Source organism: Wolbachia endosymbiont (group B) of Chesias legatella, assembly GCF_964026945.1.
GTDB lineage: Bacteria > Pseudomonadota > Alphaproteobacteria > Rickettsiales > Anaplasmataceae > Wolbachia.
Genome location: NZ_OZ034711.1, coordinates 1,303,131 through 1,316,849, shown reverse-complemented (window position 1 = coordinate 1,316,849; position 13,719 = coordinate 1,303,131). Strand labels below are relative to the sequence as shown.

At 34.0% G+C, this 13,719-nt stretch carries 11 protein-coding genes and 1 tRNA gene; 4 read left to right on the top strand and 8 right to left on the bottom strand.

Translation table 11 applies throughout. The features are described 5' to 3' along the window. Positions 1-142 precede the first annotated feature (142 nt). Both AAGD65_RS06110 and AAGD65_RS06105 read left to right on the top strand, forming a co-directional pair. Entirely contained in the window at positions 143-1,519 is a 1,377-nt protein-coding gene (locus AAGD65_RS06110; RefSeq protein ID WP_264336529.1) for a UDP-N-acetylmuramoyl-tripeptide--D-alanyl-D-alanine ligase, read from the top strand. Between the two features lie 48 nt (positions 1,520-1,567). Then, entirely contained in the window at positions 1,568-2,518 is a 951-nt protein-coding gene (locus AAGD65_RS06105; RefSeq protein WP_179945645.1) for a complex I NDUFA9 subunit family protein, read from the top strand. 8 nt (positions 2,519-2,526) lie between these two features. On the opposite strand, the gene AAGD65_RS06100 is transcribed toward AAGD65_RS06105, so the two are convergent. The 4 genes from AAGD65_RS06100 to rpmF form a co-directional block, all read right to left on the bottom strand. Then, a tRNA-Arg gene (locus tag AAGD65_RS06100) sits at positions 2,527-2,600 on the bottom strand. Positions 2,601-2,742: 142 nt separating this feature from the next. Further along, the gene (locus tag AAGD65_RS06095) at positions 2,743-3,699 is read right to left on the bottom strand and encodes a beta-ketoacyl-ACP synthase III (RefSeq protein ID WP_264377619.1); all 957 of its coding nucleotides are present in this window, start codon (positions 3,697-3,699) and stop codon (positions 2,743-2,745) included. Continuing rightward, entirely contained in the window at positions 3,692-4,729 is a 1,038-nt protein-coding gene (gene plsX / locus AAGD65_RS06090) for a phosphate acyltransferase PlsX (RefSeq protein ID WP_264682563.1), read from the bottom strand. Before plsX ends, AAGD65_RS06095 begins: the two co-directional genes overlap by 8 nt. 8 nt (positions 4,730-4,737) lie before the next feature. Next, positions 4,738-4,920 (bottom strand): 50S ribosomal protein L32, encoded by a 183-nt coding sequence (rpmF, locus tag AAGD65_RS06085; protein WP_006014434.1) that lies wholly within the window; start codon positions 4,918-4,920, stop codon positions 4,738-4,740. 234 nt (positions 4,921-5,154) lie between these two features. Here rpmF and AAGD65_RS06080 point away from each other — a divergent pair, with 234 nt between their 5' ends. Together AAGD65_RS06080 and AAGD65_RS06075 are read left to right on the top strand one after the other, a co-directional pair. Continuing rightward, positions 5,155-5,937 carry an MlaE family ABC transporter permease gene (locus AAGD65_RS06080; RefSeq protein WP_029237671.1) on the top strand — a complete coding sequence of 261 codons (783 nt, stop codon included), beginning with the start codon at positions 5,155-5,157 and terminating at the stop codon, positions 5,935-5,937. After that, positions 5,930-6,631, top strand: a complete 702-nt coding sequence (locus AAGD65_RS06075; protein ID WP_010405332.1) for an ABC transporter ATP-binding protein — start codon at positions 5,930-5,932, stop codon at positions 6,629-6,631. Before AAGD65_RS06080 ends, AAGD65_RS06075 begins: the two co-directional genes overlap by 8 nt. 259 nt (positions 6,632-6,890) lie before the next feature. Here the strand turns inward: AAGD65_RS06075 and ffh are convergent, their stop codons facing one another. The 4 genes from ffh to AAGD65_RS06055 form a co-directional block, all read right to left on the bottom strand. Next, positions 6,891-8,234, bottom strand: coding sequence for a signal recognition particle protein (gene ffh / locus AAGD65_RS06070; protein WP_264682570.1), 1,344 nt, complete (start codon positions 8,232-8,234; stop codon positions 6,891-6,893). Beyond that, complete coding sequence (locus AAGD65_RS06065; protein ID WP_341810918.1) at positions 8,219-9,778, bottom strand: proton-conducting transporter membrane subunit; 1,560 nt, start codon at positions 9,776-9,778, stop codon at positions 8,219-8,221. The genes ffh and AAGD65_RS06065 overlap by 16 nt, the downstream gene beginning before the upstream one ends. Positions 9,779-10,405: 627 nt before the next feature. Then, the gene (locus AAGD65_RS06060) at positions 10,406-10,810 is read right to left on the bottom strand and encodes a hypothetical protein (protein WP_264682574.1); all 405 of its coding nucleotides are present in this window, start codon (positions 10,808-10,810) and stop codon (positions 10,406-10,408) included. Between the two features lie 85 nt (positions 10,811-10,895). Beyond that, a complete protein-coding gene (locus AAGD65_RS06055) occupies positions 10,896-13,709 on the bottom strand; it encodes an FAD-dependent oxidoreductase (protein ID WP_264682575.1) in 2,814 nt (937 codons plus the stop codon). Between the last annotated feature and the right edge of the window lie 10 nt (positions 13,710-13,719).

Genomic DNA, 13,719 nt, shown 5'->3' with positions numbered 1-13,719 from the left:
ACCCAATTATAGACGAAAATATTTAAGCTTGTATATCTATTATAAGATGAAATTATAGAGATAGCAATCATTATTTGTACATTACCAAAGTATGTAGTATTTTTGCTGCTTTTCTTGTTCAAATTACCTTTAAAGATAAATTATGTTAAAATGGAACGCAAATAATATTATCGATGCTACTGGCGGAAGAGGGGAGGGTGTTTGTAATTCGGTATATAGCTCAAATATTTCAACGGATACAAGAAGCATAAAAAAAGGCGATTTATTTATTGCTCTCAAGGGAAAGAAATTTGATGGGCATGATTTTCTACATGAAGCATTTTTAAAAGGAGCTGTTGCTGCGGTAGTAAGCGAAGATAAATATAGAAATTTTCCTCTAATTATTGTGCAAGATACTCTAAAAGCTTTGCATAATATGGCATCATATTACATTAGAAATGTTCTTGTTAATGCTAAAGTTATTACAATTACAGGTAGTGTCGGGAAAACGACTACAAAGGACATGCTGCACACTGTTCTATCGCAATATGGAGCGTCTTATGCAAACAAAGATAACTTGAATAATAATATAGGATTACCTTTTACTATTCTAAAAGTCCCAAAAAACTGCCAGTACTTAATCCTTGAAATGGGAATGAATAGAGCTGGTGAGATAAAAGAGCTATCGAAGATTAGCAATCCGGATATTGCAGTTATTACCAACATCGAACCTGCGCATGTTGAAAATTTTTCATCTCTACTTGATATTGCGCAAGCGAAGTTAGAAGTCCTATGTGGTATGAAAAATAATGGTACTTTGATTTTGAACAAGGATAATAAACATTATGATTATCTTTTATCAAATGCTGACAGAAATGTAGTGAGCTTTGGTAAGAATGAAAGTGCTACTGTTCGTTTGTTAGACCTAATAAGAAACGATAGCGGTATAAATTTAAAAATTAAACCGCACAACGGTCAAATTATAAACTGTAATTTACGTTTGCGGGGTGAGCATTTTACATACTCTGCATTAGTTGTGACAGCAGTTGTGCAAAGTCTAGGACTTGATTTATCGAAATTACCACTAGCACTTGAGAATTTTACTGTAACAGAAGGTAGAGGTAATGTTCATCAAGCTAAATACAATGGAAAATTAGTACATTTGATTAACGACTCCTATAATGCTAACCCTACTTCAATGAAGGCTGCAATAAGAACTTTAGGTACATATTCTAATTTAAGAAAAGTGGCACTACTCGGCGATATGTTAGAACTTGGTAATGAAAGCATAGTATTTCATACAGAATTGCTTGACTCTATAGTAGAACAAAATGTGAATAAAGTTCATACAGTTGGTAAATTTATGTTAGAATTGAATAAACTTTTACCGGAGAATATAAAAGGCATGCATTTCGATGATTCTAACCAATTGAAAAGTAATTTAGCTAATATTGTTCAAGGTAATGATGTAATTTTAGTTAAAGGTTCTCATGGAATGAGAATGGACCTTATAGTGCAGGAATTCACAATAGAATATTAAATAAAACTATTGTATTAATTTAAAGTTAAGTTATTGGAAGTTTTAACTGTGATAAAACGTATAGTTATTTTTGGTGGAACGGGATTTATAGGAAAACACATCGTAAGACGCTTGGCAGCGGCGGGGTATTTAATAAGAATATTTACTCGTGATCAGGAAAAAGCTGCTTGTCTAAAGTTATGTGGCAACTTAGGGCAAATATCAATACTTGAAGGAGATTTTTTTAATGAAAAATCAATTTTAGAAAGTATGGAGGGGTGTGATGTTGTTATAAACTTAGTAGGAATATTATATGAAAAAAGAAAATACGATTTCTATACAGTTCATGTTGGAATAGCTGAAAGAATAGCAAAAGCTGCGCAAATAAAAAATGTATCCATGATGATACATTTTTCTGCCATGGGAATAGAAAATGATAAGTTATCAAAATATGCCCAAAGTAAATTGAAAGGTGAGAAAGCTGTAGCTTCGGCGTTTCAAGGAGCAATGATAATTAAGCCCAGTCTTGTATTTGGTAAAGAAGATAATTTCTTTAATAAATTTGCAAGATTAGCAACAATTCTTCCTTTTTTGCCGTTGATCGGTAGTGGAATAACGAAGTTTCAGCCGATATGTGTAACAAACTTAGCTGAAGTGGTATACCGTATTATCAGCTTTAATAAGCAAGATAAAAAAATTTATAATATAGGTGGATCAAAAGTTTACTCTTTTAAAAGCTTATTAAAGTTTATTCTGAATGTGACTAACAGAAAGTGTCTACTGATCAATGTACCTTTTCCAATGGCAAGATTGATAGCCTTTTTCTTAGAAAGTAAAGTTGTTTCTGTGCTGTTAAAACCTATAACTGGAGATGCAAGCCCTATACTTACTCGAGATCAGGTGAAAGTTATGATGAGTAGTTCAATCGAAAAGTCAGATGATCTCGAAACAATGAAAATTAGACCACTAGCAATTGAAAATGTGGTACCAGAATACTTGAAAATTTATAGAAAGCATTGATAGAAGAATGTGCCCGGTAGGATTCGAACCTACGACCCACAGCTTAGAAGGCTGTTGCTCTATCCAACTGAGCTACGGGCACACATCATATATAAAATGCTTCTTAGTACACGTGAAGTCAAGTATTTCTTGTGAATATAATGTTTGTGATAATATCTCAAAACTTTGTCAGTACAGCATGTAACGATAAAATTGAGAAAAAAGAAGCGTGGGTAATAGGAAGTCTAATAGCGCAGTAACACAGAACCCCAGGCTAAACCTGCACCTATTGAAATCAGCAATATCAGATTTCCTGACTTTATTTTTGATTCTTGTACTGCATAGTCTAAGGCTAGTGGAATTGACGCTGCTGAGGTGTTTGCATGCTTATCAACTGTATTAATTACTTTTTCTATAGGAAAATCTAATTTCTTTACTACTGCTTCAATAATGCGAATGTTTGCTTGATGGGGAATTAACCAGTCAATATCAGTAATCTTCAAACTATTGCATTTTAGAGTTTCCTCTACTGAGGCTGTTAATTTCTCTACTGCATGTTTAAACACTTCTCTTCCATTCATAAGTATCTTTCCAGAATCACGAGTAGAGGATATTCCTCCGTTTGTACATAATAAGTCCACATTGCCATCAGAGTGTAAGTTTGTTGATATAATGCTACTGCTACTCATTTCTGATTTCATTATCACTGCACCAGCACCATCACCAAAGAGTACACAAGTTGACCTATCTTCCCAATCAACAATCCTAGACATTATTTCAGCACCAATAACAAGCGCGTATTTAATTCTATCGTTAGACTTTATAAGTGAATCAGCAACTGTAACTGCATATATAAAACCAGAGCATGCTGCCTGTACATCAAAAGCAAATGCGTTTTTACACTTTAATTTACTTTGTATAATCGTTGCACAGCTAGGAAAAGTTTTGTCAGGTGTTGTTGTTGCAACTATGATCAAACCAATTTCATCTATTGAAATTTTCGCTTTTTCTATAGCATTTTTCGCTGCATTAACAGCTAAATCTGACGTTAGTTCTCCTTCATCTGCTATATGTCTTTGAACTATTCCTGTTCTTTGCCTTATCCATTCATCGTTTGTTTCAACTATCGATGCAATTTCGTTATTACTCAAAATTTTTTTTGGTAGGTAAGAACCAGTGCTCAATATGAAACTTTTATTCAATATGACTTACCCCGTTAATTATCTTCTGGTTTAAATTTTCACTGATTGCATTTACTGCAAATTTTATAGCGTGAGCAAAAGAAATAGCATCAGAATTTCCGTGGCTCTTTATAATGATACCATTTAGCCCTAGAAACATAGCTCCACTTCTAATTTTAGGATTAAAACGCTCTAATGCTTTATTTAGCTTGGATTTCAACAATATGCCGACAAGCATTTTTGTCATCCATGAATTAAATACTTCCTGTTTTATTAGACTGATAAAAGTACCAGCAGTTGCCTCAGCTGTCTTGAGCATTACATTACCAACAAAACCATCAGCAACAATTACGTCTATATTACCATCTAAAAATTCACTTGCCTCTATATATCCTTTGAAGTTAATACTTGGAGCATTTTTGAGTAACTCAAAAGCTCCTCTTACTGAGTCAGTACCTTTCACTTCTTCTGTACCAATGTTTAGCAAAGCTACTTCAGGATTTTCAACTTTTAATGCTATTTTTGCAAATATACTCCCCATTAATGCAAATTGAAATAATGAGTCAGTATTACAGTCAACATTTGCACCAAGATCAAGCAATGCAAAGCTTTTTGTCTTAGTTGGACAGACAGATGCAATAGCAGGACGATAGATATTGGGTAATGTTCCTAAAATAAATCTGGAGATAGCCATCAATGCTCCAGTGTTGCCTGAAGACACCATTCCAAAAGCTTTACCTTTTTTCACTGCTTCAACAGCTGCCTTCATACTTGAATCTTTGCGATGTTTCAGTGCAAAAGAGGGTTTATCATTTGGAAGAACATTATCAGAGCAATGGGTAAATTCGGAGTTATCGATTACTTTTTTGTATTTTGAAAGCAAAGGAGATATTTCTTTCTGATCTCCATAAATATGAAAAAAAACTTCAACACCTGGATCAACAAGATTATCCAAGAAAAAACTAGCACCCTGAATTACGGAAAGAGGTGCAAAATCCCCTCCCATAGCATCAAGTGCGATAACTATGTTGTTGTTGACCGTGGGTAACATATCATGAGTTACTCCGCCTTTTGTTTAATGAAAACACGTTTTCCTTTGTAACTATTGTCAACTGCTATGTTGTGAGGCAACATGAATTCTCCAGTTGTTGCACATACCACAATATTCTTAGGCTTAATAGCATGATGAGAACGATGCATATTACGCCTTGACTTTGACTTTTTTCTCTTCGGAACTGCCAAAACTTACTCCAATTCAATTATATAACACAATTTATTAGTAGCATGTTTTTTACAAGAAGTAAATAGCGAAATAAGTAAGGTTTTCTTATACAATTCAGTCTTATAAACTTAAACTCAAGCATTTTGATCAAAGTATATTGAACTTAAGATATATCTTGACTATACTCTGCGATAGAGTTAATAAAAATTTTAATAAAATCAGTAAAACTAATTTTTAGCTAAGATAAATGCAAAGTGAGTTCCTTTGATGTAAACAGTGTTAGAATAATCGGTAGGTGCTTTATCAACTTTCTGTTGAGGCTTGGTAACGCATTTGTGTTTTTTATTCAATCTCTATACCACTGCTTTGTGCCACCGTATTATTTTAGCAATGTAGCAAAACAAATTATAGAGATAGGCTTTTTCTCTTTACCAATTGTTGGGCTCACTGGAGTTTTTATAGGAGCGGTGATAGTTTTACAAAGTAGCTTAAGTGGTCTATTGATTAATCAAGAACAAGTAGTACCTAAGCTTGTTACGATCACTATCATTAAAGAGTTAGGGCCAGTTTTGATTAGCTTAATAATGGTAGGAAAGGTTGGGTCCTCAATTGCAGCAGAAATTGGCACGATGCGCATCACTGAACAAATAGATGCACTTACAACTTTGGACATCAATCCTTTCAAATATTTAATTGCACCAAGAATTCTAGCGTCAGTTATAGTATTTCCAATACTTACAGTATGTGCAGATCTAATAGGAATATTTGGAGGGTATGTCACCGCAGTCTTTGAATTTAACCACAATTTAAATATATACATAAAATATACAGCTCAATTCTTTAATATAAACGATTTTGTTGTTGGGCTAATGAAAGCGACTGCTTTTGGTGCTATAATTTCTGTTTCAAGTTGTTATTACGGTTACCATTGTAGAGAAGGTGCACGAGGAGTAGGTGTTGCTACAACATCAACTGTTGTTTTTTCGTCCATATTGATCATTTTAGCAAACTACTTGATTACTTTGATACATGTATAGCCCCATAATATCAATATTGAACCTAAGCTTGTCTTTTGATGATAGAACGATATTAAACAACATAAGTTTTAATATATCGAAGGGGGAATCATTAGTCATACTTGGCGGCTCAGGAAGTGGTAAATCTGTATTAACAAAAATAATCATTGGATTGCTAAAACCAGACTCAGGGTCTATTAAAATAAATAGTGAAAGCAAAAATAAGTTTGGAGTCTTATTTCAAAATTCTGCTTTATTTGACTACGTTACAGTGTGGGAAAATATATCTTTTAATTATAAAAAGCGCTTTAATATCAGCGAAAAGGAGGCAAAACAGCTAGCAATCGAGAAGTTAAATGATGTTGGACTGGAGGAAAGCATAGCAGATATGTTTCCAATCGAGCTATCAGGCGGAATGAAAAAAAGAGTAGCACTTGCAAGGGCGATTGCGCACAATCCAGAAATTATTGTATTGGATGAGCCAACTTCAGGATTGGACCCAATTATGTCAGATATGGTAAATGAGATAATAATAAAATTATCTAAAGACTTTAACCCTACAATTATCACGATTACACATGATATTCATAGTGCATTTAAAATAGCTGATAAAATAGCAGTATTATACGAAGGGAATATTATCTACCACGGAACTGTCCAAGAAATACAAAATACTAATAACGAATATATAAAAAAATTCATTCATTATATATAGCTATAGGTTTACAAACGATATTGTGAATGCCATATCTAGCCTAACTTGAGCTACTGACAATTGTCGTTCTGTTACTAGTGTAGTGCCACGGTGGTATGGTGTGTTAGCTATAAAACAACGCATTAAATATAGCTAAAGTAACTTATATCAATTTTTATTATTATGCCAATTCCAACTGCGGAAATTTATTGAATTTGTTACTTCACTACTCAACAGCAATTACAACTGATGATTTTATTTCATTCTACTACCTGCTGATTTATTTTCTGCTCAGCATATCCATTAAATCAGATTCTTTGAGTTTATTATGATCAATTTTACTGAATTTATTCACCATAGAGCTCATTTGATTATACTGCTTAATTAGAAGATTAACGTCAGTTACACTTGTTCCGGACCCCTTAGAAATTCTAAGTCTTCTTTTGCCATTTAAAATATCTGGATTTTGCCTTTCTTTTTCGGTCATTGAGTTTATGATGGCTATATATTTTTTCACTTTATTGTCGTCTGGCACACTGCTACTTAGCTTTTTTGTGAATGAACTAGGGATGAATTTCATTATGTTGCTAATGCCATCCATTTTACTCAGAGTTTTTAACATTCCCACTAGGTCGTTTAGGTCGAATTTACCCTTTTTTACTTTCTTTTGTAACTTATCAATTTCTTCCTGACCAACAATCTCAGCAGCTTTTTCAACCAATGATACAACATCACCCATGCTAAGTATCCTTTTTGCAATTCTATCGGGATAAAAATCATCGAGGTCACTTAATTTTTCACCACAAGCAATAAATTTAATTGGACAATCGGTGATCATTTTCATAGAAAGAGCAGCACCACCACGTGCATCACCATCAACACGGGTGAGAATAATGCCGGTTACACCTATTACCTCATTGAATGATTTGGCAATGTTGACCGCATCCTGGCCTATCATTGCGTCGGCTACTAAAATAACTTCTGCAGGTGAAGCTATTTCCTTTACGGCTTTCAACTCATTCATCATATTATTGTCAATATGAAGCCTGCCTGCGGTGTCTAGTATTAATACATCATAATTATCGTTCTTTGCTGCTGCCAGTGCCCTTTTTGTAATTGCAATAGGCTCCTCATTTATTACTATAGATAAAGTTTGTACGTCTATCTGTTTACCTAGCACCTCAAGTTGTTTCTGGGCAGCCGGCCTATAAATGTCTAAAGAGGCAAGCATCACTTTTTTCTTTTGCTTTTTTAGCTTGAAAGCAAGCTTTCCTGAGGTAGTTGTTTTACCTGCACCTTGTAAGCCCACCATCATAATCACAGCAGGGGGTTTAACTGCTAGATTTAAGTCACTTTTCTCTGATCCGAGAACTGCAACTAAATTATCCTGCACAATTTTAATTATCATTTGTGCTGGAGAAACACTTTTTATGACTTTTTCCCCAATCACTTTATCTTTAATGTCGTTGATGAATTTTTTTGCAACTTCAAGTGAAACGTCAGCTTCAATTAAAGCTATACGTATTTCACGCATGGCAAGATTAAAATCATCTTCAGAAATGATCGACTTTCCTCTCAGTTTACTAAATACAGAATTTAAACTTTCAGTTAACGATTTAAACATAATAGCATTAGTAGAATACTCATTAAAAAGAGAGAAGAAGCTGAAACAAAACTCACTGAGTTATAACTTAGCACTTCTTTAAGTTTAGTAATATTATTAAAGTATAAATTAGTAAGTGAATTAGTCAAGTTTTGCAGTACGTTGGCAGACATTTCTCTCACTTTAAAGACCAATTGATTGAACAGCAAGACAATATAGGGTACGAAAGCTCTAAAAATCCAATCAATATCCATTTTAAAATTTATTCTTGGGTAAAATAACTTGCGTAAAGGAATAAACAATAAAGTGGTACATAATAACAAATTAAATTGCGACAAAATATTTTTTGTGTTGTACACAAAATCGAAAATCGAAGGGTTATTGTAAATAGGCAAGTAAGGGTTGCCAGCAATTATACATATGAATGCTAAAATAATCATTGTTATTCTACCTTCTTTCCCTTCTGAAGGTTTGGACTTGCTTTTAGCGATAAATATGTAATAGAAAAACTTGAGTCCCACGCTTAAATAAAGCAGTAAATTTAGAATCTTGTATAAATTTTTATACACTTCTAAATTAGCACCACTTGCTTCAATCTCGCCTGTAATGTATGATTTGCTAATAAATCCAACGGTTCCAGGAAATGCAGCCACTGTGAATATCGCAATTATAGCACACATGCCTTCGACTGACATCAATTTACCCACTCCATTAAAACTAATTGTTTTTGTCCGCGAAATAATCGCATTGCTAACCACAAACAATAATGATTGATAAACAAGAGAGAAAATTATGTGTAGCATCAAAATTGGTATTGCCTTTTCCGAAGGGCTGAGTAAACCTCCTGCAATAATCAGCAAGCCCATTTGTCCTACAACATTATAGCATAGAAATCTACGAATATTTTGCTCAAGAGAAGCAAATATAATGCTGTAAATTACAGTGATGGCGCCTACAAGTGCTAATATTTCAGTACAATCTTGCCATAGGGTGTAAGTGTGTAAAAGCATCACTAAAAAAGAGACTTTAGTGGTAAATAAAGAGAGATATGTAGTGCCATGTAGTGATGCAGCAGGATATGCATCAACAACCCAAAACGAAAAAGGAAAACAAGCGCAGTTTATCAATAAACCCAAAATTATCAGGTTAGTGCTTTGAAGTGCCAATCCTGCTGTCAATATAACTCCAACCAAAAAGTGTACACAAGCGTACCTTATTGCAGATCCACTATCTCTACAGCTAGCTGCGATAATAAAAAATGCACTGATGGTCATTAATTCAAAGAATATTATAACCAACATTATCTGCTTGGATAAAATTGCACAGAGTGAGCAGGTAGTATAAGCAAAAAAAGATAGCATCTCTGAAAAAGTCAAATTTTGTGTTGGTAGAACAGCTAAAAATGCAACTGATAAAAAAGATATTAGTACGATACGAAAAGATAAATCAAAATTTAGAACTGGATGAGAGCAATTCAGTGTAGTACCTAAATTTTCAGGTAATATTAGGACTATCACTATTAATGTAGTCAACAGAAATAGCAATAAAAATTTATAAAGTTGCACAATGATGTAAAACAGTATGGTTTATGCTACCTCAACATACAAATAAAATCAATTTGCATATTAACCACTAGTTAAGCTAATTACCATATAATTATATCAGAGTTTAGAAGGTTATAGAGAAACCGGTCAGATTAGGTTTTTAATCTAATCTGACCGATAGCTTTAATAGTGAGGTAAGCTTTAATATAGCATTCCTAATTCACAGTGCTACACTCGTGCATAATTTATTTTTAATTTGTGCACGAGCGTTAGTAAATTATTTACTTTTTGAAATAAAATTTGGCATCAATTCAATATCCAGAACTTCAGTAAGTCTGATAGTTGAGAGTGATTTACTTTCTTTGTTTTAAGTATCTGCATAAATCTAATGGAGCTGCCAGTTTTCAATGCACTCATTCGACTTTTATGCTCTTCGCAATATTTGATTCTATTAAAGAATTCTTTGCTAATCTAGTCTTTAACGCTTTTTTTAGATACCGCCGCGGTGTCTCAGCATAGATTCCACTAACACGTAGCGGAATCTTAAATTGTTTTAGCTATAGATCCCTGTATCAAGTACTGTAATGACGGCATTCGAGTAGCGGACACTGGAATCAACAAAGCTCTTTAGTAGCTGTATAATGAAAATTAGATCATAAAATCCTCTGACAGCATATTCTGTGTTTTACCGTCATCCATAACTGTGTAATCAATATCATATTTATCGAATTCATTGCGCATCCTAGTGAAATGTCCTTTATCATGATCCAAAAGAACACTTACGTATTTAAAGCTATCATTAAAAAGATCATTATAAATTACTGGAGATTGAACTGTGTAGGATTTTGTACACTCATCTTGACCGTTATTATCTTTACAAAGGTACATTTTTCCTGTTTTGCCAGTATCATCTTTAGTAGAAATAAGAAATTTCATACCTACGTCTTCGTTTTTTGCTATAAACTCCTTACACTTTCTACTTTTTGCAGAACATGGTCCTATATCTATAGAGTAGCTTTCTTTTGGAAGTGTGAATCTTAACTTATGTGTCATAATACTACCTTAATAAAAATCATTATTATAGTATAGATTTATTAATAAATAATATACATTATGGTATAATTAGTACAAAATAGGTTTAACCAATCTCAGTAGGACTGCCAGTTGGACCCATAAGAATTATTTGTTCACCTTTTTTAAAACATTTACATAAATTAGTGGAACCGCCAGTTTCAAGCACAATAGTGGAAATAATTCCTTTTTTTTTGTCTACTTCAGTGCCGGTTACTGCTATACCTTCCATAGTGAGGTGAGTTTTTCTGCTATTGGTTTCAAAATTTTGCAACCTAAAGAATTGTCCAGGTTTAAAATTCTTTGCCGCAAGTGGTGCTTTGATCACTATTTCCACAACTTTGTCTGTTAAATATTGAACTTTTATAACCTTTGCAGTGAATTGCTCTTTGATTCTATTGAAGAATTCTTTGTTAGCTTGACGGAACAGCGTCACTCCAGCTCGTGACGCTGGCTGATTAGCTGTTTGGATCACTCCACTCAAAAGCTGAGAAATAATAGGGTAGCCGTTCTTAGCACTTGCCATAGCTTTCACGACGCTGCCACTATACGAAGGATGAAGATCACCAAAAAAGCTAATTGTTTTATTGCCTTGCTTATACACTAATATTCTATCTTTATTTTGCATTTTAGGAGAAAATATTGGGTCTATTTCTTTTCCTGATGAATTCAAATGAGTAAAATACCCATTACTTAATTTAAAATGCTTTTTATCTTCTGTTGCAATAACTGTATTTGGCTCAGTACCTGCTGCTATAAAAATAGAACGTGCTTTCATGCATTTAATTTCGCCGGATTTTTTGTCTATTAGTTTTATTGATTCAGCATGGTTATATTTATCCGTCACAACTTCAACTGGCTCTAAATTTTCAATAAAGTAAATCCCTTCTGACAGTGCATTTTGCACCTCTTCACTATTTAATCGATAACTTGGTGAGTCTTTTAGCTCTTTTCTATATACAACTTTCACTCCCCCAAGGCTCTGCATTAACTCCAGTATTTTTGCTCCTCTATTCTCTTTTTTTGCTAATTCTTGCTCTTTTTGGATCAATTGTGCATGCGATATCAGCTCATTTGCAATTTTGTGTTCTTCCTCTGTCCAATCTTTTTCAACACAGTCTTTTCCGTACTTATCAACCAATATTTCATAACGAAGAAGAAATTTTTCTACTTGAATTGGATAATACGCTAAAGCTTCAGTGGCAGTGTCAATCGCAGTAAGCCCCGCACCTATAACAACTATCGGCATACGAACTTGCAGATTTGCTATAGAATCAAATTTAAGAGCGCCAGTCAGTTGTAATGACATAAGAAAGTCAGATGCCATGCGCACTCCACGAGCTAGCATGTTTTTTATTTTGATCATTCGTGGCTTACCAGAGCCAAGTGCCAAGGCAATGTGATCAAAACCCAAGTTAAATGCGTCATCAACAGTTATCGTGCTGCCAAAACGAATGCCTCCATAAAGTGCGAAATTCTCACGTCTTTCCAGCAAAAATCTAATGATTTTTAGATAATTTTTGTTCCATCTAGAGGTTATGCCATACTCTGCTACTCCACCAAATCCACCAGCTGTGCGTTCACTTAGTTTTTCATGCTCGAAATCTTTAATTAGCTGAAAATTATCGATCAAAGGTTCAATCTTTAGTCCATCAATGGCGATAACGTTATGCCCATCGTTTAATAAATGATGAGCTAAATTAAAACCCGCAGGACCAAGCCCTACAACTAGGACGTTTTTTCCTGTGTTTCCTTTTGGCAATGGACGCTGAAAATTTAAAGGATTCCAACGGCTAAGCAGAGAATATATTTCAAATCCATACGGTAAACTGAGCACATCATCTAGAATCCTTGTTTCAATCATTGGCACATTTACAGGTTCTTGTTTCTGATATATGCATGAGTTCATGCAATCATTGCATATTCTGTTCCCAGTAGCTGCACATAATGGGTTATCTATTACCACAATTGCAAGGCTTGCTATGCTGTACCCTTCGCTTTTCACCAGATTCATTTCTGATATTTTCTGTTCTAGTGGACAGCCGTGCAATTCAACTTTGAGTGGGGACTGTTTAAAGGTATTGTCGTTATTACTTAGCCCCTTTGAACAACTGTCCTTATTTTGCTTATGACAAAATATGCAGTAATGAGCATTATCCAATGCTTTATTCAAACTCACCTTTTCACTTGTCAGATCAAAACCATGTCGTCTTTTTGTTTTGCTTGAATACAATACCTCAACTTCGTCTACTTCTTTTTTGAAGAACGATACGAGATTTTCGTGATCAATTTTTCTGTGAATACTAAAAAGTATACTCTGTTTATTTTTCACTCTCCACGCTGCATATTGCGCTGCAAGTTCTATTTCTTCTTTGTGATCCTCTTTATTTTCCAACCAACGCATCACCTGCTCAGCAAAATTTTTTTCTGTTGTTGGTAGGGCAAGAAAGCGATTTAATTTGCTGGTAACATAATCAATATCTATATCTGCTATATCAGTGTACTTCTTTAATGCATAGCGTTGAACAAATAACCTTTTACACTTATATATTGCAGCAAAGTCGTTGTGCTTTTTCTTTAGCTCCTCTGCTTCTTTTCCAATATTAAAAAGTTTTGCAATAAATTCATCAAGTAAATATGAGAGGTCTATTATTAACTGACTATCTGTCATTTGAGTGGCCAACATTGGTTGTTCTATGGATCCCAGTGTCAAGCACTGGGATGACATCAAAGAAGAAGCTGCTTTTTCTCTTGCTTCAATTAATGAACAAAACAAGCTTTCATCGCACGATTTTATATAATCTAAAAACGTCTCATCTAATTTTATTAATCCACTACAAGTGTATAAGTTTGAAAATGAGATTTTGAAATTCAGTTGCATTGTTATACTA

Bases quoted from the DNA above. Each gene is read 5' to 3' on its own strand.
- AAGD65_RS06110 (WP_264336529.1), top strand. From the start codon at position 143: ATGTTAAAATGGAACGCAAATAATATTATCGATGCTACTGGCGGAAGA.
- plsX (WP_264682563.1), bottom strand. From the start codon at position 4,729: ATGTTACCCACGGTCAACAACAACATAGTTATCGCACTTGATGCTATG.
- AAGD65_RS06075 (WP_010405332.1), top strand. From the start codon at position 5,930: ATGTATAGCCCCATAATATCAATATTGAACCTAAGCTTGTCTTTTGAT.
- ffh (WP_264682570.1), bottom strand. From the start codon at position 8,234: ATGTTTAAATCGTTAACTGAAAGTTTAAATTCTGTATTTAGTAAACTG.
- AAGD65_RS06060 (WP_264682574.1), bottom strand. From the start codon at position 10,810: ATGACACATAAGTTAAGATTCACACTTCCAAAAGAAAGCTACTCTATA.
- AAGD65_RS06055 (WP_264682575.1), bottom strand. From the start codon at position 13,709: ATGCAACTGAATTTCAAAATCTCATTTTCAAACTTATACACTTGTAGT.